The organism is Mediterraneibacter sp. NSJ-151 (assembly GCF_022487435.1).
In the GTDB taxonomy this organism is placed as follows: Bacteria; Bacillota; Clostridia; order Lachnospirales; family Lachnospiraceae; genus Schaedlerella; species Schaedlerella hominis.
In genome coordinates, this window is sequence record NZ_JAKVPP010000013.1 from 62,167 (window position 1) to 88,336 (window position 26,170).

A 26,170-nucleotide genomic window follows, 5' to 3' on the forward strand; every position below is an offset into this window, starting at 1 on the left:
CCTCCGTCCGCCGTTCCAGAGCAAACACCAAGTCGGTGCTGCACTCAAAAATCCGCTATAAATACAAAGACCGGAATACTGAAGAACCCTATTATTCCCTGGCGCTGGTTTCTCTGTATCGAATCTTGCCAGGAGCTGCTCTGTCACCTTTCGAGCTGGATCCGTGGTACGGAGGATGATTTCAATTTGCCTCATCTCTCACCAGCTTTCAAATGACTACAAATTAACGACATATTATTTCAGTTATCGGCTTATATTCATCATCTACAACTTATTTATTAACTTGGTGTTTTCTAAAAATCCAATAACTAATTGCAGAAAATATAACAGCTCCGGCACCGTTTACTATCATTGCCATATCTGGCCACCTTATTACCACATTTCCTATACTGTAGGCAGTATAGGACTGGAAAGAGAAATCTGCAATTTTGGATGGGAATAAAGACAATATACGACTCCAGGTATATCCTCCGGTATCTGGTGATAAAAAGGTTGGGATGATTATTAAAAGAAAAGCAATAATAATAACTCCATATGTGTTTTTTAGTAATGCAGACATTAAAAGCGTTATTCCCACTATCCCCAGAGTAAAGAAATATGCTAAAACCAATGCATAAATAACTGCCTCTCCCATTGTTAAATGATATCCCACGGATACTGCAGGATATTTTAATTGGATCGGTAGGTCTGCTCCATCAGTTCCTAGAAGACCAAGATATACTGCTGAATAAATTAATGTAATTCCCCAGTATACACAAGTCGTAAATAGCCATACTGTAATGATTTTGGCAAATATCAATTTGCTTTTTCCATATTTCATACATAGTATTAGCGAGTCACATTTTGATTGATATTCCCCGGAAAAAATCGGTGCAATCCCGATGCAAATAATCATCATAATCAGAACAGGCCATGTCAGTGCATCTAAAATCATGTCCCAGCCTTTGTGATAACCATATTGATATTCCGGTATTTTTTCCACTTCACGCTCCCAATAATCTGCTTCAACAGGCGTAAGCTGGCCTCGCTCTTCTCTTAATTGAATATATTTCTGGTCTCTCTCAAGACGTGCTTGTATAAAATCTTTACCGACATTTTCTTCAAAAACATCCTTTATGTCCATACTACTGCCAGGTTCCTTATATACATTTGAAATTAAACTCAGTAACTCTCTGTTGGACTGATAAAAAGTTCTATATTTTTCTTCAGACAAGTAATGGTACGCTTCGTTATTGGAATTAGTATCAGGGTTATTAGCGTACTCTAAATACTGATTTACAATTTCATTCACTCTATCCTGTGTTAATTCTTGCCGCTGCTGAGTATCTTTCAAAACTTCAACAGCTTGCATTCCACTTACAGTCTGGCCATTTTGATCTGTTGCAGTAATTTGAATAATGCTTGAATAAACACAAAAAACCAAAAATAAACAACATCCTATAACTGATATTTGTGTCAGTCTGCTTTTCCATATCTTTTTCCATTCATATTTAATCATTCCACCCATTAATTTCTGTCACCTACTTCCATCTCATCCGAAAAATACTTCAAATACAAATCCTCCAAAGTTGGTTCAACATTAATAGCCCCCTCAATTGGAGCTTCTAAAGACACAATTCTGGCATCAACATAATTCGCTAATGTATGTGAATTTGCTATACAAAACTGCGCTTCAAATTTTGTCCAGTCTTTATTTGGAATATGGCAGGACCACACCTCTCCTTTCACTTTATCAAGTAGCTCTTCTGGTGTTCCCTGCAAGATAAAGCTTCCTTTTTTCATCACCAGTACCTGATCAGAAATATATTCTATATCCGATACAATATGTGTCGATATAATGATAATTTTATCTTTTGACATTTCAGATATGATATTTCGGAAATACGCACGTTCTTTAGGATCTAACCCTGCAGTCGGTTCATCTAAAATTAAAATTTTAGGATCATTTAACAGAGCTTGTGCAATACCCAATCGTCGCTTCATCCCTCCTGAAAAGGTTCTGATTTTCCTATCTGCCTCTTTCTCTAAATTAACCAGCTTTAATAGTTCTCTTGTTCTTCTCTTTGCATATTTCGGCTGCAAACCTTTAATCGAAGCAATATAGAGCATAAAATCCTGCGCTGTAAAACCTGGCGTATATCCAAACTCCTGCGGTAAATATCCCAATAAATCCCGAAACCGCTCTCCCATCTGTAAATTATTTTCACCGTTTACTTTAACTTCTCCCGATGTAGGTTCAATGATTCCGCAGATCATTTGTAAAAGCGTTGTTTTTCCTGCGCCATTGGCACCTAAAAACCCATATACTCCTTCTGTTAATACCGTATCAATCTGTTTTACCGCAATTTTATTTTTAAATTGTTTAGACAGATGTTCCATAGCTAATTTCATCCAGATTTCCTCCTGTCTTTTTAAAAAGTCTGTGTAACTCTATTATCGTGCCCCCAAAAGCTATTAGCCCTATGCCTAGCCACATATTAAAGTAAGATGCCTGGTATATTCTTATATCTGATATTTTGGAAATTATAATTATACAATTTAAACATACTCCCCAGGTTAAAGAATACAGCGAAATAATCTCCTCCCTGCACCTATTTAAAATCATCAAGCATCCAAAACACATAATGATATAAGGCACTATTCCATACAATATTACCTGCCAAATTATAGTTCTCTTAAATATAGACATTCCTAACGCCATACATACGAAAAAAATTAAATCAAATAATCCGAATGTTATCAAACGAACCATAAGCACTTTGCCAAATGAGTTTTTGGCTGTCATTTGTATTTCTACCATTCCTGGCTGAAATATGTTACATATCTCATTCGCATTAATTAAACATAGCGCAGGACCAGATACTGCGATCAAGGTCCATGTCCAACCGCTAATATCAATTTGTTCAGTGATGATTACATATAAGATCATGATAGAAATAATAAACTTTAGAATCCATGTTTTCTTATTAATAAATCGTAACTGGTTTATAAAAAATTCTTTATTACACATCCGTTGTTTTTCTGGATGCAATTTTACTGCCTTAGCCTTCATAATAGTTTCTTCATATTTCCGGATGTCGTACAAAGGCACCTCTATTTTTCCCAGTTCTTTCATTAACCGTTTATCTATCATATTTCATAACTCCAATCTATTTTTCAGCGTTTTTTCAGCATTTTTCAATTTATATCGAACAGTAGATGCAGGAATATCTATTATCTGAGAAATATCTTTAATTCTGAGTTCCTGATAATATCTCAAAATAATTATTTCCTTGTCTAAATCATCCAAAGAGTCCAATGCTTCCCAAATGCTCATTTGCATTAACTTTTTATCTATGCCGCCATCATCATATCCTTCTTCCACTAATTTCAAATTCACATTTTGGGTTTTACGGATGTAATCCCTGATAGAATTTTTTGCAATAACATATAAATAGTTCTTCAGCCTACCATATTCTTTATATCTATCTATTTCCTTTATGAACTTAAAAAACACATCCTGAGTAATATCTTGAGCCACCTCCCTATTTCTCACATGATAAAAACAATATCTATATATACATTTATAGTTTTCTTGTATCAACGTCTCTATCTCACCCTCATCGAAGATAAGTTTTTTCACAAGCTTTTTTTCAAACACAAAAATTCTCCTAGTTTCATCTATCTTGTTCTCGTTTACTCCCTTTTATAAGGTATAACGTTTGAAAACAAGAAAAAAGCAACTTTTAATCAATTTTTTTTTTTTGTAGAAAAATCCCAGGGGCTCATTCCCCTGGGACATCCACAAATTTGTATCCGACTCCCCACACGGTCTGGATATATTCTTTTGTTGTTACCTCCCGCAGCTTCTGGCGGATATTCCTGATGATACAGAACACCGCACTGCTTACATCCACAGGTTCCTCCTTCCAGACTGCCTGGTAGATCTGCTCTTTCGTGTAGACTCTACCCGGCTGACTGGCAAGGTACGCCAGGGTGTGAAATTCGTAATTCTCTGTCAGAGAAATTTCTTGCCCCTGATATGACGCCTGGTGGCGGAGTGAGTCAATACAGAGTCCAGAATACTCAAGAACCGGATCTGCATCCGGCAATGCCTGACCTCCATCCAGCCTTGCCAGGATCTGTTCCTTCACCAGACCGGAACTTTCTGTCGTGCGAAGTACCAGTTCAATCATACCTGCTTCGTACCGCCTTCCCCCCGCCGCCAGAAATATTACGGTTTTTTCTTTATCCATGCTTCATCCCCCACGTTCCACCATATTTATTTCCCATATGCAGTTCTCCGCATTTTTGCCGGAATCTGTAGGATTATTGTACGACGGCTTTTTTTCTTTTGCCGTCGTCCGGCAGATTGCTTATTTTATATCTCGTTTTTTCATAATGATAATTCCAATACAAGTCAACAGCACTCCGTGTATTACAAAAATAGCTGCGACAACAGAAAACCATTCGGCCACCGTCATTACTTGCACTCTTTGGAACATTGCTACCGGCCAATACATCGAAATCACATAACTGTTCCAGATTGCATCTTCAATACGATGAACAATGTAAAATCCAAAAATCAGTAAAAACATATTTACTACACTGGAAATTACGCTGCTCCTAAACAAGAAACAGGTAAACACCAGAAAGCTCGCATAAGAGGCATGGAGTATGATTTGGCTAAAGAAGAAAAATAACAACTGTAATGTATTTATTTGAAGTAATCCATCAAGATTATGCCAAAGTATTTGACTGATTATAGTTCCGCTTATACCCGCAATTACAACATATAGAGTGGCAGCAAATGCACAAGTTATCATTTTGGACAAATAGTATTGAATTCTCGAAATTCCTTTTGAAATATAGTAATGAACAGCGCCACTCATAAAATCATCCGAAGCAAATACCACACAGAAAATCAAAACGGGAAGCCCAGTGCTGTAATTCTGGAATAGGATACTATAATACTGGAATAGAGGCATTCCGTTAGCAACTGTTTCGGCTTTCATGCTCTCAAACACAGCATAAAACAGTACCGAGCAAATAGTTAAGGCAGCCCCCGCCCAAAATATCATATTGTGAAATAATTTGTAAATCTGGGACCGCAGCAGATTAGTCATTTTTCTCACCTCCTCACTATAATCGAATTAAAGTAATCCTCCAAACTATCCTCATAGATTGTTGACTCGAAAAGAACAAGGCCATTCTGTATTAAAGTCTTATTGACAACTTCTGATTGTCCAACATACTCCTTTAAGGAAATTGTATATGGTGTCAAAATTTTATATTTCGTAATGCCCAACTGTGCTTGTAGAACATTGATTGCCTTATCAGCACAGTCAGTTCGGATGATCAAGTGTCGCTCGCATTGAGCCATTAAATCATCTGTGGACAATTCTGAAACAAGAGAACCTTTGTGAATAATCCCATATCTGGTAGCTATTTTGGATAATTCGCCTAAAATGTGACTTGAAATCAAAAGCGTTATATTTTGCTCTCGGTTTAACTGCACGAACAAATTACGCAGCTCTTGTATTCCAACAGGGTCTAACCCGTTAATTGGCTCGTCCAAAATCAAGAACTGAGGATTGCCCAAAAGGGCAACTGCAATCGCCAAGCGTTGTTTCATGCCCAACGAAAAATCTCCGACACGCTTTCTTCCGGTGTCCGCCAACCCCATGAGAGACAATACTTTGTCTGTACTTTTGGTATTTTTTACACCGAAAGCATGACGGAAAATTTCAAGATTTTCTCTTGCGGTCATATTTTTATACAGAGCGGGATTTTCAATCGTGCAACCAATATGGTGCCTTCCGGCCTGCAAATTTTCCTGCCCAAATAACCTGATTGTGCCAGATGTGGGTGATGCAAGTCCTGCAACCATACGCATAAAAGTTGTTTTTCCCGCCCCATTTTCACCAATGAAGCCGTATATATCGCCTTGCTGAATATTCATGCTAACACGATTGACCGCAGCGGTATGAGCAAATTCTTTACACAATTCTTTTGTTTGCAAAATATATTGCGGCATCAAGACACTTCCTTTCCTGTTTATTTAGTGGATACAGTGTATCCTACTGGCTTGGAATTGAAGTGCGTTTGATGTGAAATCCGTGTAAAATAATAAAGCCCTGCTCCCAAAAGGAAAGCAAGGCTTTGATTGGCTTATTTGTTTGCAATCGGAAATTGAAAATAAAACTCCACTCCATCAGTATGATTGATAGCTCCAAATGGAACTTGATATATGGTCAATATTTGAGAGACAATGGCGAGGCCAAGACCATTACCACTTTGTCCCGTCCATTTCCCCCGATAAAACTTTGACCAAATTTGGGAGAGCTCCTGTTCTGGAATAGTATTTCCCTGATTGAAAACAGAAAAATAGATTGTCTGATTTTCCTGCTTTACAGCTAAATGAATGTTTCCGTTTTCGCATACATATTTTTTTGCATTGCTGATTAAATTTTCAAGTACCTGTTCTATTCTACGCCGGTCCGCATAAACAATAATTTCCCGCTCTGGTAGTTCATAAGTAAAGCTGTATCTTTCACAAGGAACATCAAGCAATAACCGTCCGCCTACTTCCTCTGTCAGTTCTACAAAATCAAAAAGAGTTTCCTTTAGAACGGTGGTTCCGGCCTCTAATGCAGATAAGTCTAATAAGGAAATGATTGTATAATTCATTCTTTCAGTGGCGGCCAGAATGGCATCCATATACTTTCTGCGCTTCTCATTATCTATCTCATTTTTTAATCCTTCAGTATAAGCCTGTATTAAGCCAAGAGGCGTTTTCATTTCATGCGATAAAGAATCCACTAATTCCTTTCGTTGCTCTAACAGTATCCTTTCATGTTGAACATCTTTTTTTAACTGTTTGTTGGCTTTATTTAATTCGTCCAAAGCATTTTGTAAATTTGAAGCCAAAGTATTTAGGCTATTCGATAAACTGCCTAATTCATCATGAGACTGAATATCACACACCGTCATAAAATCAAGATTTGCAAGTTTCTGTGCAGTATCAGTAATGCTCCCCAGTGGAACCACAATGATGCGATGTAAGTAAATCTCTTGCAGCCATTCACCGCCAAGAAATAAAAGCAGCCAAATAAAAGGCAACAGGAATTTATACTCTATCGGTGCTATGAGGAACATAATAGGATACAAAACTGTAATAACAAACCGTATAGTTCTTGAGAAAACAAAGTATTTTTTCTCAACTGACTTAAATGAATTGCTCATGGTTTTACCTCAAACTTATAACCAGAACGAATTAGTGTCACAATATGACGCCCTTCGGTTCCTAACTTTTGACGGAGCGTTTTGATGTGTGAATCGACAGTTCGTGTATTTCCTTCAAAGTCAAATCCCCAAATACGGTTTAACAACTGCTCACGCGAGAACACTTGATTTTTATTCTGCAAGAACAAATGCAACAGTTCGTATTCTTTATGAGTAAGCTCAACTTCATTACCAGACACAATGACTGTATGAGCCGATGGATATAGCATTATTTCTCCCGCAGATAAAATGTCCTGTGAATTAGCCGTAGTTGCATGACGCAACCACGCATTGACTTTGGCTAACAGTATTTTGGGACTAAAGGGTTTGGTGACATAATCATCTGCACCATATTCATAGCCTTTGAGTTTGTCATTTTCCTCGCCTTTAGCAGTAAGAAAAATAATGGGTACATCGCATATATTCCGCGCAAATTTACATACAGTAAATCCATCTAATCGTGGCATCATAATATCTAAAATAATAAGATCAACCGTATTGTTTTCCAAAATGGAAAGTGCCTCTACTCCATCATTAGCTAAAATGCAAGAGTGTCCGCCTTGTTGCATAAAATCGACAATAATATTTTGCATATCTTTTTCATCTTCTGCTATTAAAAGTACAGCCATCTACATAGCCTCCTTGACTTGTTTTAATCTGCCGTCCACCGGATATTTAGTATTCCTGGGGATAAACCATAGTGTTGCCATTTTAACAGCGCCGGGGATACGGTTCGCAACGCAGTAATAATTTCTTTGACGAGCGGAAACGCCCCATCTTTCATTTGCCATTTTGAGCGTTATATAGTCTATATCTGAACCTCCGACATGAACCATTATATTTCTTCGTGTCAAAGAATACAAGAAACAGCGTATGAATTTTAAAACGGCCTGCATCTGCAGGCCGCCTTTGTTGATGGTATTCTGTTCAGTCTTTGCGCCGGATTACGGGAACCTGTTTTACCTTTTTGCCCTCTGTCCGCCGTTCCAGAGCAAACACCATGTCGCAGCTGCGCTCAGAAGCCCACTATAAATAGTTTGGTTTTATTTGACACCCACTATATCTTGTGCTACTATAATCTTGTATTTGAGTTTTTGTGTCATCCCAAAATGGGAGTCTGGGCCATTCTCCCAGGACACATGCTGTTTAAGTTGGAAAATCGTGTCATTATAATGCCGTTTTTTACGGCACTGTAATGGCACTTTTTTTATTTTCACTATTATTTATTTTATCGCCCAAAGAGGCAGAAAGGAGAATTTCTATGTCAGCAATCATCTTTTTACCAGGGAGGCCAACGACGGATCCCCAGATCATGCAGGCAAAGAACAGCAACACAACCTACACGACTCTGGACATCTCCTGCCCCCAGCGGGGAGCGGACGGGAACAAAGAAACCGTATTCTATTCCTGCTATTTCAATTCATTTCTGGCAGACCGCCTGATGAAAGCAGGTGTAAAGAAAGGCACCGGACTGATTATCATTGGAGATCTGGAGCTGCATCCCTTCGTTCATCAGAAAGGGAAAAACCAGGGGAAACCGAACTCCGGCCCCAGCGTGGTTGTCAAAGACTGGCAGTTTGCGCCCTTGACTTATGACGATGTAAATGGGACCAATCCCGGTGTACCTGGAGGCGTTCCTCAGAACGGCTATGGACAGCCCGGAGGCGCTCCTGTTCCCAATCAGCAGGGCGGATACCCGGCACCCGCACAGGGCGGCTATCCACAGGCATCCAGTACTCCTGCCGGCAATTATGCACCTGCAGGCGCCGCACCGCAGAACCAGAATGGCTATGCACGGGGAGGACAGGGAAGAACAAATGCTCCTCGTGGCAACGTACCCCAGAACGGTTACAGACAGCCCCAGAACGGCTACGCTCCGACTCCTGGAAGCGCACCGAATTACCCACAGGGCAATCCGAACCAGCAGCTTTCCGGCGGCTATGCTCCTGGAAGCGGGGCAGCTCCGGGAACACAGGGCGGCTATCCGGAAGATGGGTTCACTCAGGTTACAGAACAGCAGGCAGAGCAGCTTCCTTTTGTTGCTTGATGCTGACGCACAAAAAATTTCATAAGAAACGATCCATGTAGAGAATTGCACCCGGAGACTACTCCGTACAGGCAGTTCTTTTTTTGTGTCCGCACAGGATCCAGGAGAGCGCCGAGCATCGGCTCTCCTGGATGCGGCACAGCAAGTTTAGGAAGAAAGGAAGAATTTACATGAAAGCAAAGAAAACCAGAACGATCAAAATGACGTTACAGATCACCGTATTGTGCCTGTTTGCAGCGGCATTTCTGCTTCCAATGGGAGGCAAGTCCTATCTGATGACTGGCATCGCTGCTGCAGGAGTCATCGTTTCCCTGGCAATCCTTATCATCCCTCCGCTTGCTTCCGGACTCCGGAAATTGAGGTTTCCGGCTGGAAGGGCAACGGATACAGGAAACGGGAACTCAGATCTGGAAACCATCCTGATCCGGCAGATCAGCTACCAGATCACAGACACACTTCAGTCTGCTTTTCCGGAAGCCACCTGGGAATTTGCAGAACCTCTGCGCCTTTCCCACCTGCTGGATGGAGATGCGGTCCGTCTGTCTACCAGAAACACCGGTGACTATAACTTTGCAGAAGTGTCTATGGATGAGTACGGAAACCTGCATCTTCAGATGCTGACTGTTTCTGCGTTAAAGCGGAGAGGCGACAAATCCGCTTCCCCGGATACGCCAAAGGTTGATCCTGCGTCCTGGTACTCCCTGATCGGGAAACCATTCCTTGTGGAAATGATCGGGAATTTACAGGCAAAAGGACACCAGAAGCTGTTCATCGGAGAACAGGGGGACGTTTATATCCTCAATGGGAAGGAGCCAGAAGTAAAAGGCAAGCTGGAGCATTTCCCACCCAAAGCCTACTGGCCTGCACTCCTGCAGGTATTTGCCGATGATGAACTGGAAGCGGCAGAGACGGAAAACGCAGTCGAGATTACCTGGGCATAAGGAGGAAAAGCAACGATGGCAAGTGGAAAATTAGTGGAGAGCTGGACCTTCCAGCGCACGCTCCCGGAACCTTTCAAAGACTATACGGATAACGCCGTGTTTAAGAACATCGCATCCAAATACTGTACCCAGCCGCAAAAGAGAAGCACGCTCCATGCGGCTACGCTGCAGGCCGTCCTGACCTATATGGAACTGGAGGAGTCCGCAAACGGGAAGTCACCGGAAGAACTTGGGGCAATCGGGAGTCAGACCAATACCTATACAGTGGCAGAGTATCCCAGCCGTACCGGAGAGCTTCACGTCGTAGTCTATAACCCAGCAAACGGAAAATTTACCGCCGGGAAATACACGATGCCGCCGGATACGGAAAACGAACCGGAAAAATATGTATTCAAAGATTCCGAAAATACAGGAGCTGCTTTGTTATTCGCTCTGATGCCTGCCTTTCTTTCTGATGAGGAGTTCAATGAGAAATACCAGCAGTTAAAGGAATACCGTGCAGCCGGTTATCCGGACATGGACGAGACGGCAGAAACGGCGGCTGTCCTTTGTGACAATGCTTACCGGCGGATCCGATACAGTGATACGCTTCCAACGGGAGGGATCCGCACGGATATCGCTCCCAATGGTGTCATCCCGCTACTGAAGCCGCTGGCTCTTCAAACGGGAGCCTATACGCCTACGGAGATCATCCATGGGGCTTTCCAGGTACTGAGGCCCAGCAACACCTTTAAGAAAAAAGCGGAAGTCATAGCGAAAGCAGATTTCGTGGGACAGTATATCCTATCACCTGCCCGTGTACTGACTCCGGAAGAGGAACTGACCGTCCCGGTACTGCCGGACTGGTATATCATTCCGAAGGAAGTCAAACGGATCTGTGAACACGCAAAAGTCACTACGGATACGGTACAGCCCATGCGGAACTTTCTTCTTCGTGGCCCCGCCGGCACGGGAAAAACGGAAGGAGCCAAGGCAATCGCTTCCGGGCTTCATCTTCCCTACCGGTGCCTGACCTGCTCCGCAAATACAGAGGTATTTGATCTGCTTGGACAGATCCTGCCGGATGTAGACGGGAAACGCTCTGCCCTGGAGCGGCAGTATCCGTCTTTCCAGGATATCATGCTGGATCCGGCAAGCGCCTATGAAAAACTGACCGGAACCTATGATGAAACGGTTTCCGAGGATGATGTCTACAAGCAGCTCATCGATACCATTTTTGATGAAATGCACGAATACTATGCCGCCAAAACCAGCCAGCAGCATTTCCGCTATGTGGATACGCCGCTGGTGGAAGCAATACGGAACGGATACTTGGTTGAGGTACAGGAGCCGACGGTCATTGCAAATCCCGGTGTGCTGGTGGGATTAAACTCCCTGATGGACCGATGCAACAGTGTGTTTCTCCCCAACGGAGAGACGGTACAACGGCATCCGGATATGGTGATCGTCGTGACAACCAACAATGACTATGCAGGCTGCAAGCCCTTAAACCAGTCCGTACTCTCCCGTATGAGTATGCTCATCGACCTGATAGAGCCGGATGAAGAGACACTGGTGGAGCGGGTGCTTGGCATTACCGGCTGCAAAGAGAAAAAAACGGTTCAGACAATGGCACGGATTGTCCAATCCATCTCGGAATATTGTCGGGAAAACCTGATCACAGATGGATGCTGTGGTGTCCGGGAGCTGATTTCCTGGGTGCAGTCCTATATGGTCTGCGGCGATATCCGGGAGGCTGCCCATTACACCATCCTGCCTTCCGCTACGGCAGATGCGATCAGCCGCGCGGAGGTTGAGGAAAGCTGTCTGGACACGGTCCTGCCGGCCTGAAAAGAAAGAAGGCGATTCAGTGGGTAAAACGCCTCTTACAGAACCAGAAATGTATGCACTTCTTGCAAAAAACCTGTCCTACTTACGCAAATCTCAGGGCGGGCTTTCCCAAAAAACGGTGGCGCGTATCTTACACCTGCCGCCAAAAACCATTATGAATTACGAAAACTGCAGGGCCACTCCGCTTGCCTATGCTGTCCTGAAACTGGCAGATTATTACGGCTGCTCCGTGGAAGACCTGCTGACAAAAAATCTCACAGAAAGGAAATAGAATTTTGAACAGTAACCAGAAAAAATTAAAGCAGATGATCCGGGAAGAGGAAACTTCCATTACCGATCAGGAATTTTTTACGTCCTCTGCCTTCCATCAGTATCTGACCTCCCAGGCACGTGCTGCTACCGGGCGTTACTGCTACGGTCTGCAGGCACTGATTTCCTGGGACGAATCTGATGGTGCGGCACTGGCTTACACAGACTCTTATAAGATCTACCTGAATGCGGCAAACCATGTTACCCAGAGCTTTCCGTCCCGCTTCCTGCGGGCGCTGAGCCTGGTAGGGATGACCGGACATGAGACGGCACATCTTCTGTTTACGGATTTCACCACCCGGAACCTTTACCTGACAAACCTGGGGAACGGCTCTTTTTACCCGGAAGACCCTTCCGTGGAACTGCCGGCCTATCAGAAAAACCAGACGGAAATCCTGGACGCCCTGCAGGAAAAAGACAAGGCCGTATCTCTGACCTTGCAGACCTGTGCGGCTTCTCTTCAGAACATCCTGGAAGACATCTATATTGAAGCGAGGATGTGCGCTGCCTTTCCCGGCAGCTTCCGAAAGGGTATCCAGCTCAATAACCTGCGGATGCTGGAGCAGATCCCGGATCTTCACGAACAGCTCAGCCGGGATTACCAGCCGTTTACGATTGCCACCAACCTGCTTCTGGCCTATTGCCGGTCCGGCACCATCAGTAACCGCTTCCACAGCGACAGCGAATACCTGGATGTGCTGGCCGATGGTATGGAGTATATCGACACGGCGCTGGAAGCACCATCGATCAAAGAACGGCTGACTGCGACAAACTGCCTGCTTGTCCTGTTCTGGGACTTTATCAAACCGCTGGTAGAAGAAATGCGGGAGAAGCTGGAACACCAGGATGAAACGGAAGCAACAGAGGAGCTTCAGGATCTTCTGGATCAGCAGATTGCAGGCGGCACGCCCATTCCTCTGGGAAAAGGTGGTGGAGAGGTAAAAAATATCCCTGCCGCCAAAGGAGGCGCAGGCACCGATCCGCAAGACGCAGATTTCTTTTCTTCCAAAGGCCGTCAGGAAAGCCTGATGGAAGCGGAAAAAGTGATGGCGGAGGAAGGCGGGCGGATTGCCCTTGCCAAGACCAGCGCTATTTTAGACGGCAATGATCCGGGCGTAACCTACGCATCCCAGTATGCCGGCACCGGCTATGAGGATGCGGCATCAGATATTGCCCGTGTCTTAAATGAAGCCGCAACAGAAAAAGCGCAGGCAGCCTATGAACAGCAGCTGACAGAAGAATTACAGAAAGCAGCAAATGATATCCATTACGGAAATGCCCATGCCGGTATCCATGTGACCATTCATCGGGTACAGGACATCCCAGACCGGCTGATCCGGCAGTATGAGGAAGTTGCACCTCCTCTTCTCAGGGCTTCCAAGCGCCTGCAGAGTTCCATACTGCCCCTCTTAAAAGAGGAGGCGGAAGGCGGAAAGCAGAAGAACCTTCTGTATGGACGGCGGCTGGATATGCGCTCCTTCCATCACCAGGACGGTTCTTTCTTCATCCGAACCAGGCTCCCAGCCGATGAACAGCGGCTGGCAGTGGGGCTCCTGATTGACGAAAGCGGATCTATGGGCTGGGGTGACCGTATCACTCACGCCAGAAAGACAGCCATTGTCCTTTATGACTTCTGTGTCAGCCTGGGGATTCCGGTGACTATCTACGGACACTCCACGGATTACCGGGGCGTAGCCCTCTATTCCTATGCGGAGTTTGACTCTGTGGACGAGAATGACCGCTACCGGCTGATGGATATGATAGACCGCAGCGGCAACCGGGACGGCGCAGCGCTCCGCTTTGTTGCAGAGCATCTGGCGAAAAGACCGGAGAACCGGAAACTTCTGATCCTGATCTCCGACGGTCAGCCAGCCGATACCGGTTATCGCGGCACGGAGGCAGAGGCGGACCTGCGGGGAATCAAGAAGGAATACGCCAGACAGAATATTGTGCTGTTTGCGGCAGCCATTGGAGAGGACAAGGATGCCATCCAGCGCATCTATCAGGAAGGGTTCCTGGACATTACCCGTCTGGATGACCTGCCGAAAAACCTGACGCTCCTCGTTAAACAGTACCTCAAATAAATCATAGAAAGAAGGGATAACTTATGAGCCAGTCTTATCAGAATCTGGCATCGGACCAGATCTGTAAGGTCCAGAATGACAAAAAACTGATTTCTTTTCATGACCGGCTGCGGGCCGCTTTGCCTGGCAGCTATGCACAGATACACGCCAAGGGAGAGTTCTCAGAGAACAACCATAAGGTTCACTCTCTCATCGGCGTATCCATCCAGGATTATTCCAACGGCACCGGGGAACGCAATATCATCACCCGGTTCCATTTAAGCCCGGAGCAGGTGCAGTTTTTCCTCACCCGTCTTACCGCAGGCTTTCAGGAATTTGAATGGAGTATCAGCAAGATCTTTGGGGAACCCGACCAGTACGGGTACTCCACCGCACAGCAGTTTTCCATTTCCAGGCACGCTCGGGCATCCGACGGCAGGGAAATGAAGAACCCGTGGCGAATCCAGATTGTCAACGGAAGGGGGATCAAAGTACAGAATCGAAACGGTGGCTCCTATATGCAGTCCGGCAGCTTCCAGATGGACAAAACTGCCTTCATTCAGCTTACGGACATGGATCTCTACCTGTTGTTAAAGCGGGTGGATGCGTATGTGACCGAGTGGGAACACTGCATTGCTCCGCCGCTGATCACAAACGGGAAAGAGATGCTCGCAAATCAGCAGGCACAGCGCCAGCAGATGCAGCGGCAGCCTTACCCATACGCAGCATAGAAAAATTCGATACAGCCATGCAGGAAAGGAAGCGGAAGCACCGCTTCTTTTTCTGTTCCGGCGTAAGAGAAAGGACGGTTTTTATGAGTATTGCCGTGATACGAAACATGGATACCCAGGGGCGCATCATCATCCCTGCGGATATCCGCAAAGAAACAGGCATCCGCAGCGGCAGCACCCTGGAGATTGCCACGGACGGGACAACGATCCGCATCCGGAAGTGTACGCCCCGGAATACCGGTTCCAAAGAACTCCGGGATTTCCTGGAGCCTCTCTATAAGAACATCCGCTGCGGGCTTGCCATCAGCAGCACTGACTGCATCCTGGCATCCAAAGGCTGCTATCTGCCAGAAGGCGCACAGATCACAGAGGAACTGCGCTCTCTTATCGAGGAGGGCAGAGAAATGTTTTCTCAATCAGGCCTCTGCCCGCCAGTTCCCAACTGCTCCCGGAAGGTTGCCGCACTGTTTCCGGTCACTTTAGCTCTGGCTTCTAAAAAAGCAGCGCTATTGCTGATCCCGGAGCCAGGACGGTGCTTATCGGGCGCCGAGTGTAACTGCACACGCCTGATAGCAAACATGATTACCCGTAAATGCAAACCGAATGAATAGAAAGGACGAATGATTATGAAAGCATTGCACCCATTAACAGAAGAACAGAGAATTTTCGCAGAGAAACATCACGATTTTATCTATCAGTATCTGAACGGACGCCGCCTGAATATCGAAGATTACTACGATACCGCAGTCTTTGGCTATCTGGAGGCCGTACAGGATTATCTGGAGAAACCGGAACTTCAGCAGTACCGCTTCTCCACCATTGCCCGCATCGCCATGCGGGATGCACTGGCAACAGAATGGAAGAAACAGAACCGTCCCATGCGCCGGGCTTATCTGGAGGAGTACCAGGAAGATACCACTGAACTGGACGCTTTCCTTCCTACCCGGCAGGAACGTCTGGCAGAGGCAATGGATGACCGGAACCGCCTGCTGGCGCTTCTGGCTTATCTGACGCCGAAAGAGCGCCAGGTGGTCCATCTGCAGGCGGACGGCTACACCTACCACGAAATTGCCGAGATCTGTAATATTACATCCCACGGGGTACACAGCCGGTTCTACCGCCTCCGCAGAAAAGTACGGAGTCTGGATGGAATGGAGGTGTGACTCTTTTATGACGAATGAAAAAATCACGGCTATGCCAGTAAAAAAGACACAGATCCATCTGACCGCCACTCTCAGCCTGCCCCTGCGTCTGCACGAGCGGGCCTGGATCCTAACAGGCTCCCGGTCCCTGTCTACTTCCCTGGTCCAGCAGATCCTGGAGGTATCGCAGGACGGTGTCGTATTTGAAACTGAAAACACCGTTTACTATTTGACCTATGCTCGCCGTCCGGCAGAGATTGAGGTGATGTGCGCTTGACTGATATTTATGAACGGGGGAGCAGCCTGCAAAAGCTGCTCTCCACCCTGAAGCTCAACCGGGAACGGGTTCCTCTGGAAACTTTAAAGAGCGTATACCGTATTCCTTATGAGGAGCTGAAGGCGCAGATCCGGGAAAGCGTCCAGGAATTTGTCCTTCTGGTCGCCTGCCACCACCTTCTGATCAATCCGAATTTTTCTCTGGATGAACAGACAGCTGTGGTACAGGCTGCCATTGACCGCTCCCGGATTCCAAAGGAGATTGGAAAAAGCCTGACCAGAGACTATGACGTGTCGAAGATCCACCGGATGGCACTGAAGCTGCGGGAAGAGATCGAAGCGGCACTCTGGCCCTATATTGACCGGGAAACCTGTCTGGTGGCTGACCTTGCGGATATCGAAAAAACGCCGGTCATCTATAATACCCTGACCAGACAGATCTACCAGGACGGGGGATGGATAGACCAGCCGCTGGATCTGCGGGGAACATTACTGATTTACAGGAAACAGGAGGATGCTGTGCTACCAGGCGCAGCCCTCCTTCAGAAAGGAGAACAAACGCTATGATAATAGACAGAAATGAAATACCGCAGGAGCTTGTCTTCGCCCTGACCTTGCCACAGCTACGGCAAGCCCATGAAATCTACAAAAAGCATTGCTTTTTCCAGGATTTTATTGAGTGCTGCGAAGAACGGCGCACGGAAGGAACCGGGCTTTGTAACCTTCCCTATCAGACGCTGGAACATGAGACAGATATCCTGTGCAAAGCCTATGAACTGTATGAGAAACAGGCAGACATCAATGTTTCCTACCATGTTACGATGGAGAACGTGATCGATGCAATCGAGAAACAGATTCTAAACGGTGAACTGCGCCCGCATACAGAACCGGCGCCCCGTGTGGTGCTGGTCATGGAGGACGGCATTGTTACCGCTTCTTATACAAACGCTCCCTCGATTCAGGCAGAAGTCATCAAACTGGATAAAGAATATGATTCCGCTGAAGAGCGGGAGGCCGTGTACGAAGCCTTAGCGCACGATCCGGAGCTGACCGAATGTGAGTGCCATATTACCTGGCCCAGACGTGAAAAGGAGACCGCCTGAAAGGAGGATGACTGATGGCAAATATCTGCTGTGACGATGTGTACTTTTTTTCAGATGACAATACAGAGGGAATTGAGGCTCTCTGGAAAGATCTGCAGGCCTCCATTACTCCCGGTTATAAAGATGATCTGGGACAGATAGAACGGTTGTTTCTCCATGCGGGACTTTCTACGGAGGGGATCAACCTGAGACGAACTGTTGTCGCCATGGAACGGACGGATCATGCGGTCCAGCTTTCCTTAGATACCGCATGGAGACCGCTTCATGATGCCTATACAGCACTTGCGGCAGCCTACGGGATCCAATTTGTCATGGAAAGTATAGAACCAGGCTGCGGGATCTTTTTTAATACCGATGATGACGGGATTGCATTTTCTGACCGATACTGCGTGACCGGCGATACATCTGTTGTTACGCCCAGCGGTTTGGTTCTCTGGGAAAAATTAGAATATGGAGATACCTTTTCTTCTGAAAATGTACTCCTTCAGCATTTCCGGGATCTTGGATATGAAGCTGAGACGCTGGAAATACTGGTTGAAACTTTAGATGAGCAGGGTGTGTTCATCCACTCGTTTATCAATCCCTACCCAAAATCTATAAGAAAGGATCTGTACAGATGAAGATTTATGTATTACACGGCTTTACGGACGGACTGATCGATCCCATAGTCAGCACCGACTATGAGGAAGTGTACACAGCAATGAAAACTGCCTATGAAAGCTCCCTAGATGGAGTGGAACAGGATGATTCAGTTCGGGAATACAGTTTTTTGGAAGGCTGGTCCGCTGCTGCGGTTGTACATGGCGACTGGATGGAATGGCAGATTGCAGAACTGGAGCTGAAGGTTCCCGAAGAACAGCCGGCTCCCTCTGTTTGAGATTTCTGTCAGACCAAACTGATAAGCCTAACTGGATGAAATGACATCGAGCCGCCCTTATGGACGGCTCTTTTTACGTTTGCAGGCTACTATTCTTCAAAAACAGATTAGTCTTCTTTATCTTTACTGCTAAAATATTCTTTTAATGCGTCTCTTACTGCTCTTTCTGTTCGCACAAAAATACTCTAAGCAGCTGCAATTTATACTGCTTAGAGTGTTTATAGACATCTTTGACAAGAGAAATAAATCCCCTTTTCCAAGACAATTTAGGATTTGTTGAATGAAGTAGTGAGAAATTCGATTTTCTGTTGCGTCCATTTCTTGATAACAAAAGAGTTACATCAGAGTTTTTATTAAGCGTATTCCAAATGTTAAATACGGCTCACCCAAATATTCGTTTTTATCGATCACATAACCATTCTTTTGATAAAATGAGATGGCGGTCGTATTTTCCTGAAATGCCCATATAACAATTTCTTGATAACCTTGTCTTTTAGCTTCTTGTTCAGCAAATAAAATACATTTGCTACCGATATTATGTCCTTGTGCTTCTGGCCTTACATAAATACGCCAAATCTCAAAAGCTCCTTTTTTATCTATATCTGCTGTATCACCTATTGATAATAGAGCTAATATCTGGCCTTGTTCTTCCCAAACATATTCCGACAACCGTTTTGATTGAAAGTCATGCCTTAGTTCTTCTGCACGTTCTTTACAGCCAATTTCATTTAGCAAAAGTGGATTTACATAATTTGAATATGTCCTTTTCCAATTCGTATTTACTATACTAATCGCTATATTATAATCTTTTTCTGATAAAGGACGTATCATAAATTTGTTCCTCCAACTTGACTTCTAATTTATTGCCAGATTGATTATACCTCATTCATCAAGATAAGCATAGCAGAGTTTTGTAAATACTTGATGAATAACGACAGGGGGTTGCTACATTACTTTGTTTACTCCATTGTTGTCCCTCCTTTCTAAAAAATGGCATAAGAAAAGCAGGAAACCTTTCAAAGATTTCCTGCCGGGCGGTGTCACCGGTGGACAGCTGATATTCAGTTTTGAAAAATCAGGCTAAATTATCCCGATGACAGCCAACTCCACAAATTCCAATTTGTTGATATCTCAATTATACCAAATTCTTTCCATTAACACCACAGCAACCTCATTAAAACAACCGCAGCTGCTCATGCTCTAAGATCAGTAGCATCCGTTTTATAAAATAGAATGAAGCCGCCCCAATGGACAGCTCCTTTTGTATTTTTCAGACTGCTACTTTTCAAACAGTCCCTCCACCAGATGTTCATATTCCGGAAGCTGTCGCAGATATGGTAGCAGCCGCTTTTGGATTTCTTCCCGTTCTACCGGACCGCATAAACGCAGGTCATGGGATTTTCCCTTTTCTTCCATTACATCACAAGCGATGTGATAGATTATTTCCTCACAAAGCGTTTCACCATCCCGGAGAATAATCGGCGCCATGCAGAAGTCATCGTGCTCCTCAGAAATCCCGTCAAGGAATACATATCCAACCTTATCTGACCATAACAGATCAAAATGCTGGGTATCCCGAATGTAATCAGCAAACGCTTTCATAACCTTTTCAACTTCTCTGTTTTGTTCCTGTGTGTACATCATTCATTCCTCCTTACAAAAATACTCTAAGCAGCCGACTTCTCTGTACAGACGCTGCATAGAGTATATTATACTTATCTGTTCTGGCAAAACATCTTCCGGTCAGAACATTTTTCGTAAAAACATAGCCACTTCTACAAGTATTCATACCAAACAAACCTCATTAAAACAACCGCATCTGTTCATACTCAGCACGAGCCTTTAACAGTACCGGCGTCTTATGCAGCAAATATTCTGTCGCCCCGTCATCCAGTACCCAGTCCTCCAACTCCTCCGGCTCCAGGATCAGCGGCATCCGGTTGTGGATCGGCGTCACAGAAGAGTTTGCCTCCGTTGTAAGGATCACGAACCTTTCTTCATCCTCGTATCGGTTATAGCATCCTGCCATAAATAGCGCTGGAGCATCTGTTCGTTCAAATGTGAACTTCTCCTTGCTCTTATTCCATTCGTAAAAACCTCTGGACGGAATGATGCAGCGCCTATGCTGCACACTGTCCTGGAAGGTTCTGCGCTCCAGGGCACTCTCTGCCCTTGCATTGATCAGCAGCTTTCCGTTCTCGAACCCTGGGAAGCCCCATCTCATCTGTTCTGTAGCAAGATGGTGCTCCTGCCCTTTTATTATTGTAGCTTTTTGCGATGGAAAAACATCACCAGTGCGTTCTATCTGCAATTTCCTGTCCAGATCCCGTACCAGCTTCTCAATCTCCCTTGCCGTCTCATCATCCACATAATAACGTCCACACATTTTCTTCTCCTTATCTCGGCTTTCCCAGTGTTTGTTCCCTGCATTTCTTCAGCAATCTCTGGAGCCGGAAATAATCATAGGTACGAACAGGATTCCTAATCATCGCTTTAAAAGAAAAACGAAACAATATCTGATAAATGATCCCCTGACGGATACACCAGATGCACAGTGCATAGGTGCTATGAATATCACCTCTCTGAAGCAGCCGGACCAGATAAGAGATCTTCACAATATCCTGTTCTGTATATGCAGCAACTGCCACAGGAAAGCTTAGTCCTTCCATAAAAAACTGCAGTTGCTTTAATCCCTCCTCTGGAAATTTTAAAATATGCTTATTCACTATTCCTCTCCCCAACTTACCTTCCAACAATGCGACTCCGGATAATAATATAACCGAAATAGATATTCCCGTTCTTTCACCACTGTACTACAGCAGAACTCCTGAATAGGAATGCCGCAATAAAATTTTTCCGCCTGTTTCCGCACATGAATATGCGTAACTTTACGAATTACGCCTTCCTCATCTTGATATTTGAACATCATAGGAATTGTTCTGCCTTTGCTCGTATACCAGACAGAACAGGCGATTTCCTTCATTTTTCTTTTCAGCTCGCCCTCATCCGGGTTCTGGGCGTTCGTTCCAATCCCCATGCTCATAGATCTCCACCTCCTATTTTACCCCAATCTTCTTATAATCAACAGTCCTTTTTTCTCTGGAAATACCGCCTGACATATGATCAATCGGGCTACCCACAAATGCCGCCCGCTTCACCGAGTCAATCCCATACCGTCCACGGATCCGGTCCACCGCAGCATCCATTTTCTCCAGCTTTTCATAATCTGTCGTGTCAAACATATCTAACTGACGTATATTGATTCCGTCCTTTACCCGGCTGGTGTGGATCCCCAGATGCCGGATGGCTGTCCCATCCCATAGCTCATCAAAAAGCTGGCAGGCACAGCGATGGATCTCAATGGTAATGTTCGTAGTGTTCCGCAGCGTCATCTGGTGGCTGGCATAACGCAGGTCATGAGATTTGATTCCCACAGCAATCACTTCCGCCCGAACTTTTGCCGCCCGCAGTCTGGTTCCCACGGTCTCCGCCAACGCCAACAACACCAGCTTCGCAGTGGACGCATCCGTTACATCAAAGGCAATGGTGGTGGAGTTCCCGTATCCTTTATTGGCCGGGGCTTCAGACTGCACCACGGACACATCCATCCCGTTGGCAAAGGCCCAGATAACTTCCCCATGCTTCTTCAGATGGACTTTCAACAGATGTGGATCTGCATGGGCCAGTTCCCCTATGGTATGGATCCCCAGGTTAAACAGTTTTTTGGCAGTCGCCCTACCCACAAAAAATAAATCACTCGCCGGAAGCGGCCACATCTTATCCGGTATTTCTTCCCGCCAAAGCGTATGCACCCGGTCTGGCTTCTGGAAATCCGATGCCATCTTGGCCAACAGCTTGTTCTCCGAGATCCCGATATTGACGGTAAATCCCAGCATATCCCGGATTTGATCTTTCATCTTATATGCTGCCGTCACCGCATCGCCCCAGAGTCCTTCCGTACCTGTCATATCCACAAAGGCTTCGTCTATCGAGTATTGCTCTACGGTTGGAGAATACTGGCGCAGGATATCCATAAATGCCTTGGAGCACTTTTCATATAGCCCATAGTTAGGCGGAACCAGGATCAACTCCGGACATTTCTGTTTCGCCTCCAGAATAGTTTCTCCCGTTTTTATATGGAACTTTTTGGCCGGAATGGATTTCGCCAATATAATTCCGTGCCGCATTGCCATATCACCGCCAACAGCAGACACTTTTTCCCGCAGATCCTCCTTCCCGCCTAAATGGTGGAGGCGGTAAACAGCTTCCCAGCTCAGAAATGCGGAATTTACATCAATATGAAAAATAACGTTTCTTCTTTCCAAACCCATGTTCGCCTCCTTTTTCTCTTATTATGGCGAACATACGTTCTTTCGTCAAGAGGATTTTTCTGTCAAAACCTGACGTACAAAGGGATGCTGCTTATTTGTTATGCTATATATAGGTGTGTAAAGCTATTTTTTATTTGACCACCACTATATCTAGTGTTATACTAAATTTGTACCATATATTTTGTGTCTATCCGGAAAGGATTTATCACACGCTGTTTAGGTTTGTAATCAGTCAGAGGGATACTCTGCCATCAGGCAGTACCTTCTGGCTTTTTTTATTTTGCAGAGAACTGCACGCTGTCAGAGAATGAACATTTTGCGTCATTCTCTTTTTTTATGCCTGAACATGGGAAAGGAGGGTTGTTTTTCAATGCTCCGGATGGACATGGTAACAGAAAGGAGAAACAGAACAATGAATACAGCAGACAAGATCAAGGAACTGGTTCAGACGCTCAACCGGCACCGGCACGCCTACTATAACCTGAACGCACCGGAGATCTCCGATGCGGAGTATGACCGGCTGTACGAGCAGCTGGAAAGTCTGGAAAAGGAAACAGGGATCATCTACTCCAATTCCCCAACCCAGACCGTAGGCTACCCACCCGTCAGCGAACTAGAGAAAGTACCACATCCCCATCCGCTTCTGTCCCTGGATAAGACAAAGCAGGTGGAAGATTTATGCCGTTTTTGTGGCGATCACGCAGCTTTGCTTATGCTGAAGCTGGATGGCCTTACGGTAAAACTCACCTATGAAAACGGCAGACTGGCAGAGGCATCCACACGGGGAGACGGGGAGATCGGGGAAGATATCACCCATAACATTCCCGCCTTTGAGAATGTACCACTCGCTATCTCTTATAAAGAGCGGCTGGTTGTCACCGGGGAAGCCTTCATACACAGAAAGGATTTTGAACGGCTGAATACCACACTCCGGGACAAGAACGGGGAACCTTATAAAAACGCCCGGAACCTGGCTGCCGGATCTGTACGGAGCCTGGATCCGGAGAACTGTAAAGGCCGCTGTGTCACCTTCCTTCCCTTCAACGTACTGGAAGGACTGGACGAGGGAGAAAACAGCAACAGCCGGGAGGAACGTCTGTACCAGTTATCAAAACTGGGCTTTGGTTCCTGCCCGTATATTCCCCTCAATCCGGATCAGATTTCGCCGGAATATCTGGAGCTTCGTATCCAGGACCTGAAGGAGAAGGCAGAAACACTGGATCTTCCCATTGACGGAATGGTACTGATCTTCGATGACCTGGCGTATTCCGCAAGTTGCGGAAGAACCGGACACCACTACAAGGACGGACTTGCTTTCAAATTTGAGGACGAAACCTATGAAACCGTTCTCCAGAGTATTGAATGGACGCCCTCCCGTTTCGGGGAACTGGCACCTGTGGCAGTCTTTGACACCGTGGAAATAGACGGATGCTCGGTATCCAGAGCCACGCTTCATAACCTCACCTTTATCCGGGAACTGGAGCTGGTGCCGGGATGCCGTATCCTGGTATCCAAACGGAACATGATCATTCCCCATGTAGAGGAGAACCTGGACCGTGGACATTACCGGGATGCAGCCCCTGCTATCTGCCCGTGCTGCGGCGCTTCGACAGAACTCCATCGAAAAAAAGGAGAAAAAGGACGGATCATTGAAACCGTACACTGCAGCAATCCCTCCTGTGAAAGCCAGCAGTTGAAAAAATTCGTCCATTTCGTATGCCGGAAAGCCATGAATATTGAAGGGTTAAGTGAGGCTACCCTGGAGAAATTCCTGAATCTGGGATACCTTCAGACCTTCCATGACATCTACCATCTGGATCAGCACCGGGAAGAAATCATCCGGCTGGAAGGGTTCGGGGAAAAATCCTTTGACCGGCTCTGGAACGCAATCCAGGCCAGCCGCAGCACCACCTTTGTCCGCTATCTGATCAGCATGGATATTCCCATGGTAGGCCGTACAAAAAGCCGGGTATTGGATACCGTATTCTCCGGCAGTCTGGATGCCTTCCGGGCGGCTGCCACCGATGACTATGATTTCACACAGTTAGAGGATTTTGGCGCCACACTGGACCAGAACATTCACGACTGGTTTGCGGATGAAGAAAATCTGATGCTCTGGGACACGTTACAGAAAGAATTTATATTTGAAGAAAGAAAGGAAGAAACCACTATGGCAAAAAATACTGAATTTGCAGGAAAGACTATCGTAGCAACCGGAAAGCTGGAAAACTTTACCCGCTCAGAGATCAACGACCAGATCCTGGCGCTTGGCGCAAAGCCGGGCAGCTCGGTATCCAAAAAGACCGACTACCTGATCTGCGGGGAAAAAGCTGGCAGTAAGCTGGCCAAAGCCCAGGCTCTTGGCGTCACGATCCTGTCAGAAGCAGAGTTTTTAGCAATGATTGCATAAGATTGTACATGATCCACTTGGGGAAGCTGCCTGACAAGCAGCTTCTCCAAAAATTACCTGTCTGGCAGTATGGAAAGGGCAGATACGCTTGTTTTTTTACGTTGAACATCCCGTTTCCTTTGGGTATAATAGAGGCAAATGGAGGCAATGATGAGTATGAGTATTCAATCCGATGTGGAAATCTTATCTGTACAAGCAGTCGAGTATTACGCACAAAAGCATCATCTGTCTGAAGGGGACGTCTTTGATCTCTTCTGTAAGCATCAGGTTTTTGAAAAAATTCTGATACAGCACGAAACGCTTCATCAGTTAGATATGGAAGAGACTTTTCAATATGTGGAGGAAATCATCAAAGAAAATGCTCTGGAACTGGTACTTTACCACGGTTCCAACATCGCATTTGATGAGATTGACCTGGGAAAATCCCATAATCGCCGTGACTTTGGCCGGGGATTTTACTGTACCGTCTTGGAAAGCCAGGCGGAGGAATGGGCCAAACGTCTTTATCTGCGCTCCCACAAAGGCGGCAGATATGTTTACCGTTACCTGTTCCACCAGACAGAGGACCTGAAGATCAAGCACTTTGCTGCTCTGGATCGGGAGTGGCTGGAGTTTATCGAAGAAAACCGCACGAAAGGCGGCATCCAGCACGCTTATGATGTGGTCGTAGGGCCTGTTGCAGACGACAATACAATGGAGACTGTGCAGTTATACCTGTCAGGTATTTTAAAAGCCGAGGAAGCAGTGGAAAGGCTTCGCTATAATAAAGTCAACAACCAGGTGTCTTTCCATACGCCCCTTGCCCTGGAACACCTGACACTGGAATCCCGAAGGGAGGTTTCGTAAA

The 26,170-nt window shown here is 45.6% G+C and carries 31 protein-coding genes; 15 read left to right on the forward strand and 16 right to left on the reverse strand.

The window, feature by feature from the left end:
* Nucleotides 1-271: 271 nt before the first annotated feature.
* The 9 genes from LQE94_RS12415 to LQE94_RS12455 all read right to left on the reverse strand — a co-directional run bounded on the left by LQE94_RS12415 (nucleotide 272) and on the right by LQE94_RS12455 (nucleotide 7,892).
* Nucleotides 272-1,507 carry an ABC transporter permease gene (locus tag LQE94_RS12415; RefSeq protein ID WP_087282319.1) on the reverse strand — a complete coding sequence of 412 codons (1,236 nt, stop codon included), beginning with the start codon at nucleotides 1,505-1,507 and terminating at the stop codon, nucleotides 272-274.
* Nucleotides 1,507-2,391 carry an ABC transporter ATP-binding protein gene (locus LQE94_RS12420; protein WP_240577851.1) on the reverse strand — a complete coding sequence of 295 codons (885 nt, stop codon included), beginning with the start codon at nucleotides 2,389-2,391 and terminating at the stop codon, nucleotides 1,507-1,509. The genes LQE94_RS12415 and LQE94_RS12420 overlap by 1 nt, the downstream gene beginning before the upstream one ends.
* Nucleotides 2,363-3,133, reverse strand: coding sequence for a hypothetical protein (locus LQE94_RS12425; protein WP_240577852.1), 771 nt, complete (start codon nucleotides 3,131-3,133; stop codon nucleotides 2,363-2,365). The genes LQE94_RS12420 and LQE94_RS12425 overlap by 29 nt, the downstream gene beginning before the upstream one ends.
* A 3-nt stretch (nucleotides 3,134-3,136) precedes the next feature.
* Entirely contained in the window at nucleotides 3,137-3,640 is a 504-nt protein-coding gene (locus tag LQE94_RS12430) for an RNA polymerase sigma factor (RefSeq protein ID WP_240577853.1), read from the reverse strand.
* A gap of 124 nt (nucleotides 3,641-3,764) precedes the next feature.
* The gene (locus LQE94_RS12435; protein WP_240577854.1) at nucleotides 3,765-4,235 is read right to left on the reverse strand and encodes a winged helix-turn-helix domain-containing protein; all 471 of its coding nucleotides are present in this window, start codon (nucleotides 4,233-4,235) and stop codon (nucleotides 3,765-3,767) included.
* Between the two features lie 120 nt (nucleotides 4,236-4,355).
* Nucleotides 4,356-5,105 carry a hypothetical protein gene (locus LQE94_RS12440; protein ID WP_106789426.1) on the reverse strand — a complete coding sequence of 250 codons (750 nt, stop codon included), beginning with the start codon at nucleotides 5,103-5,105 and terminating at the stop codon, nucleotides 4,356-4,358.
* 5 nt (nucleotides 5,106-5,110) lie between these two features.
* Entirely contained in the window at nucleotides 5,111-6,016 is a 906-nt protein-coding gene (locus LQE94_RS12445; protein WP_106789425.1) for an ATP-binding cassette domain-containing protein, read from the reverse strand.
* A 134-nt stretch (nucleotides 6,017-6,150) separates the two neighbouring features.
* A complete protein-coding gene (locus LQE94_RS12450) occupies nucleotides 6,151-7,224 on the reverse strand; it encodes a sensor histidine kinase (RefSeq protein WP_204932559.1) in 1,074 nt (357 codons plus the stop codon).
* On the reverse strand, nucleotides 7,221-7,892 hold the full coding sequence (locus LQE94_RS12455) for a response regulator transcription factor (RefSeq protein ID WP_054352582.1): 672 nt from the start codon (nucleotides 7,890-7,892) through the stop codon (nucleotides 7,221-7,223). The genes LQE94_RS12450 and LQE94_RS12455 overlap by 4 nt, the downstream gene beginning before the upstream one ends.
* Nucleotides 7,893-8,524: 632 nt before the next feature.
* Between LQE94_RS12455 and LQE94_RS12465 the strand changes: the two genes are divergently transcribed.
* The 13 genes from LQE94_RS12465 to LQE94_RS12525 all read left to right on the forward strand — a co-directional run bounded on the left by LQE94_RS12465 (nucleotide 8,525) and on the right by LQE94_RS12525 (nucleotide 18,582).
* Entirely contained in the window at nucleotides 8,525-9,310 is a 786-nt protein-coding gene (locus LQE94_RS12465; RefSeq protein WP_240577855.1) for a single-stranded DNA-binding protein, read from the forward strand.
* A 170-nt stretch (nucleotides 9,311-9,480) separates the two neighbouring features.
* Nucleotides 9,481-10,251, forward strand: coding sequence for a hypothetical protein (locus tag LQE94_RS12470; RefSeq protein ID WP_240577856.1), 771 nt, complete (start codon nucleotides 9,481-9,483; stop codon nucleotides 10,249-10,251).
* A gap of 15 nt (nucleotides 10,252-10,266) precedes the next feature.
* A complete protein-coding gene (locus tag LQE94_RS12475) occupies nucleotides 10,267-12,081 on the forward strand; it encodes an AAA family ATPase (protein WP_240577857.1) in 1,815 nt (604 codons plus the stop codon).
* Nucleotides 12,082-12,100: 19 nt separating this feature from the next.
* Complete coding sequence (locus LQE94_RS12480) at nucleotides 12,101-12,352, forward strand: helix-turn-helix transcriptional regulator (protein ID WP_240577858.1); 252 nt, start codon at nucleotides 12,101-12,103, stop codon at nucleotides 12,350-12,352.
* A 4-nt stretch (nucleotides 12,353-12,356) separates the two neighbouring features.
* On the forward strand, nucleotides 12,357-14,474 hold the full coding sequence (locus tag LQE94_RS12485) for a nitric oxide reductase activation protein NorD (RefSeq protein ID WP_240577859.1): 2,118 nt from the start codon (nucleotides 12,357-12,359) through the stop codon (nucleotides 14,472-14,474).
* Nucleotides 14,475-14,497: 23 nt separating this feature from the next.
* The gene (locus LQE94_RS12490; protein WP_240577860.1) at nucleotides 14,498-15,184 is read left to right on the forward strand and encodes a hypothetical protein; all 687 of its coding nucleotides are present in this window, start codon (nucleotides 14,498-14,500) and stop codon (nucleotides 15,182-15,184) included.
* Between the two features lie 83 nt (nucleotides 15,185-15,267).
* Nucleotides 15,268-15,795 (forward strand): AbrB/MazE/SpoVT family DNA-binding domain-containing protein, encoded by a 528-nt coding sequence (locus tag LQE94_RS12495; protein WP_204931442.1) that lies wholly within the window; start codon nucleotides 15,268-15,270, stop codon nucleotides 15,793-15,795.
* Between the two features lie 15 nt (nucleotides 15,796-15,810).
* A complete protein-coding gene (locus LQE94_RS12500; protein WP_240577861.1) occupies nucleotides 15,811-16,347 on the forward strand; it encodes a sigma-70 family RNA polymerase sigma factor in 537 nt (178 codons plus the stop codon).
* Nucleotides 16,348-16,354: 7 nt separating this feature from the next.
* On the forward strand, nucleotides 16,355-16,603 hold the full coding sequence (locus tag LQE94_RS12505) for a hypothetical protein (protein WP_106789418.1): 249 nt from the start codon (nucleotides 16,355-16,357) through the stop codon (nucleotides 16,601-16,603).
* On the forward strand, nucleotides 16,600-17,169 hold the full coding sequence (locus tag LQE94_RS12510) for a hypothetical protein (RefSeq protein ID WP_240577862.1): 570 nt from the start codon (nucleotides 16,600-16,602) through the stop codon (nucleotides 17,167-17,169). The genes LQE94_RS12505 and LQE94_RS12510 overlap by 4 nt, the downstream gene beginning before the upstream one ends.
* Nucleotides 17,166-17,705 (forward strand): hypothetical protein, encoded by a 540-nt coding sequence (locus LQE94_RS12515; RefSeq protein ID WP_240577863.1) that lies wholly within the window; start codon nucleotides 17,166-17,168, stop codon nucleotides 17,703-17,705. Before LQE94_RS12510 ends, LQE94_RS12515 begins: the two co-directional genes overlap by 4 nt.
* 14 nt (nucleotides 17,706-17,719) lie before the next feature.
* Nucleotides 17,720-18,325 carry a hypothetical protein gene (locus LQE94_RS12520; protein ID WP_240577864.1) on the forward strand — a complete coding sequence of 202 codons (606 nt, stop codon included), beginning with the start codon at nucleotides 17,720-17,722 and terminating at the stop codon, nucleotides 18,323-18,325.
* Nucleotides 18,322-18,582: a hypothetical protein gene (locus LQE94_RS12525; RefSeq protein WP_240577865.1), complete on the forward strand. Its 261-nt coding sequence runs from the start codon at nucleotides 18,322-18,324 to the stop codon at nucleotides 18,580-18,582. Before LQE94_RS12520 ends, LQE94_RS12525 begins: the two co-directional genes overlap by 4 nt.
* A gap of 336 nt (nucleotides 18,583-18,918) precedes the next feature.
* On the opposite strand, the gene LQE94_RS12530 is transcribed toward LQE94_RS12525, so the two are convergent.
* From LQE94_RS12530 to LQE94_RS12555, 7 genes are all read right to left on the reverse strand, one after another.
* Nucleotides 18,919-19,413, reverse strand: coding sequence for a GNAT family N-acetyltransferase (locus LQE94_RS12530; RefSeq protein WP_087202393.1), 495 nt, complete (start codon nucleotides 19,411-19,413; stop codon nucleotides 18,919-18,921).
* Nucleotides 19,414-19,860: 447 nt separating this feature from the next.
* Entirely contained in the window at nucleotides 19,861-20,226 is a 366-nt protein-coding gene (locus LQE94_RS12535) for a hypothetical protein (RefSeq protein ID WP_240577866.1), read from the reverse strand.
* Between the two features lie 10 nt (nucleotides 20,227-20,236).
* Complete coding sequence (locus LQE94_RS16255; RefSeq protein WP_276312750.1) at nucleotides 20,237-20,371, reverse strand: hypothetical protein; 135 nt, start codon at nucleotides 20,369-20,371, stop codon at nucleotides 20,237-20,239.
* A gap of 15 nt (nucleotides 20,372-20,386) precedes the next feature.
* Nucleotides 20,387-20,968, reverse strand: a complete 582-nt coding sequence (locus LQE94_RS12540) for an SOS response-associated peptidase (RefSeq protein WP_240577867.1) — start codon at nucleotides 20,966-20,968, stop codon at nucleotides 20,387-20,389.
* A gap of 10 nt (nucleotides 20,969-20,978) precedes the next feature.
* Nucleotides 20,979-21,308, reverse strand: coding sequence for a hypothetical protein (locus LQE94_RS12545; RefSeq protein WP_240577868.1), 330 nt, complete (start codon nucleotides 21,306-21,308; stop codon nucleotides 20,979-20,981).
* Nucleotides 21,308-21,625 carry a hypothetical protein gene (locus tag LQE94_RS12550; protein ID WP_240577869.1) on the reverse strand — a complete coding sequence of 106 codons (318 nt, stop codon included), beginning with the start codon at nucleotides 21,623-21,625 and terminating at the stop codon, nucleotides 21,308-21,310. Before LQE94_RS12550 ends, LQE94_RS12545 begins: the two co-directional genes overlap by 1 nt.
* A 13-nt stretch (nucleotides 21,626-21,638) precedes the next feature.
* Entirely contained in the window at nucleotides 21,639-22,913 is a 1,275-nt protein-coding gene (locus LQE94_RS12555) for a DNA polymerase Y family protein (RefSeq protein ID WP_240577870.1), read from the reverse strand.
* A gap of 412 nt (nucleotides 22,914-23,325) precedes the next feature.
* Here LQE94_RS12555 and ligA point away from each other — a divergent pair, with 412 nt between their 5' ends.
* Together ligA and LQE94_RS12565 are read left to right on the forward strand one after the other, a co-directional pair.
* Nucleotides 23,326-25,323 (forward strand): NAD-dependent DNA ligase LigA, encoded by a 1,998-nt coding sequence (gene ligA, locus LQE94_RS12560; protein WP_240577871.1) that lies wholly within the window; start codon nucleotides 23,326-23,328, stop codon nucleotides 25,321-25,323.
* Between the two features lie 156 nt (nucleotides 25,324-25,479).
* A complete protein-coding gene (locus LQE94_RS12565) occupies nucleotides 25,480-26,169 on the forward strand; it encodes a DUF3990 domain-containing protein (RefSeq protein WP_240577872.1) in 690 nt (229 codons plus the stop codon).
* The last annotated feature ends 1 nt before the right edge of the window (nucleotide 26,170 follow it).

Excerpts from the sequence above, each read along its gene's own strand:
- LQE94_RS12445 (WP_106789425.1), bottom strand. The coding sequence starts at position 6,016 with ATGCCGCAATATATTTTGCAAACAAAAGAATTGTGTAAAGAATTTGCT.
- LQE94_RS12565 (WP_240577872.1), top strand. The coding sequence starts at position 25,480 with ATGAGTATTCAATCCGATGTGGAAATCTTATCTGTACAAGCAGTCGAG.
- LQE94_RS12465 (WP_240577855.1), top strand. The coding sequence starts at position 8,525 with ATGTCAGCAATCATCTTTTTACCAGGGAGGCCAACGACGGATCCCCAG.
- LQE94_RS12550 (WP_240577869.1), bottom strand. The coding sequence starts at position 21,625 with ATGAGCATGGGGATTGGAACGAACGCCCAGAACCCGGATGAGGGCGAG.
- LQE94_RS12530 (WP_087202393.1), bottom strand. The coding sequence starts at position 19,413 with ATGATACGTCCTTTATCAGAAAAAGATTATAATATAGCGATTAGTATA.
- LQE94_RS12450 (WP_204932559.1), bottom strand. The coding sequence starts at position 7,224 with ATGAGCAATTCATTTAAGTCAGTTGAGAAAAAATACTTTGTTTTCTCA.
- LQE94_RS12555 (WP_240577870.1), bottom strand. The coding sequence starts at position 22,913 with ATGGGTTTGGAAAGAAGAAACGTTATTTTTCATATTGATGTAAATTCC.
- LQE94_RS12425 (WP_240577852.1), bottom strand. The coding sequence starts at position 3,133 with ATGATAGATAAACGGTTAATGAAAGAACTGGGAAAAATAGAGGTGCCT.
- LQE94_RS12500 (WP_240577861.1), top strand. The coding sequence starts at position 15,811 with ATGAAAGCATTGCACCCATTAACAGAAGAACAGAGAATTTTCGCAGAG.
- LQE94_RS12520 (WP_240577864.1), top strand. The coding sequence starts at position 17,720 with ATGGCAAATATCTGCTGTGACGATGTGTACTTTTTTTCAGATGACAAT.
- LQE94_RS12505 (WP_106789418.1), top strand. The coding sequence starts at position 16,355 with ATGACGAATGAAAAAATCACGGCTATGCCAGTAAAAAAGACACAGATC.
- LQE94_RS12440 (WP_106789426.1), bottom strand. The coding sequence starts at position 5,105 with ATGACTAATCTGCTGCGGTCCCAGATTTACAAATTATTTCACAATATG.
- LQE94_RS12420 (WP_240577851.1), bottom strand. The coding sequence starts at position 2,391 with ATGAAATTAGCTATGGAACATCTGTCTAAACAATTTAAAAATAAAATT.
- LQE94_RS12540 (WP_240577867.1), bottom strand. The coding sequence starts at position 20,968 with ATGTGTGGACGTTATTATGTGGATGATGAGACGGCAAGGGAGATTGAG.
- LQE94_RS12415 (WP_087282319.1), bottom strand. The coding sequence starts at position 1,507 with ATGGGTGGAATGATTAAATATGAATGGAAAAAGATATGGAAAAGCAGA.
- LQE94_RS12475 (WP_240577857.1), top strand. The coding sequence starts at position 10,267 with ATGGCAAGTGGAAAATTAGTGGAGAGCTGGACCTTCCAGCGCACGCTC.
- LQE94_RS12455 (WP_054352582.1), bottom strand. The coding sequence starts at position 7,892 with ATGGCTGTACTTTTAATAGCAGAAGATGAAAAAGATATGCAAAATATT.
- LQE94_RS12490 (WP_240577860.1), top strand. The coding sequence starts at position 14,498 with ATGAGCCAGTCTTATCAGAATCTGGCATCGGACCAGATCTGTAAGGTC.
- LQE94_RS12525 (WP_240577865.1), top strand. The coding sequence starts at position 18,322 with ATGAAGATTTATGTATTACACGGCTTTACGGACGGACTGATCGATCCC.
- LQE94_RS12470 (WP_240577856.1), top strand. The coding sequence starts at position 9,481 with ATGAAAGCAAAGAAAACCAGAACGATCAAAATGACGTTACAGATCACC.
- LQE94_RS12535 (WP_240577866.1), bottom strand. The coding sequence starts at position 20,226 with ATGATGTACACACAGGAACAAAACAGAGAAGTTGAAAAGGTTATGAAA.
- ligA (WP_240577871.1), top strand. The coding sequence starts at position 23,326 with ATGAATACAGCAGACAAGATCAAGGAACTGGTTCAGACGCTCAACCGG.
- LQE94_RS12515 (WP_240577863.1), top strand. The coding sequence starts at position 17,166 with ATGATAATAGACAGAAATGAAATACCGCAGGAGCTTGTCTTCGCCCTG.
- LQE94_RS16255 (WP_276312750.1), bottom strand. The coding sequence starts at position 20,371 with ATGAATACTTGTAGAAGTGGCTATGTTTTTACGAAAAATGTTCTGACC.
- LQE94_RS12435 (WP_240577854.1), bottom strand. The coding sequence starts at position 4,235 with ATGGATAAAGAAAAAACCGTAATATTTCTGGCGGCGGGGGGAAGGCGG.
- LQE94_RS12495 (WP_204931442.1), top strand. The coding sequence starts at position 15,268 with ATGAGTATTGCCGTGATACGAAACATGGATACCCAGGGGCGCATCATC.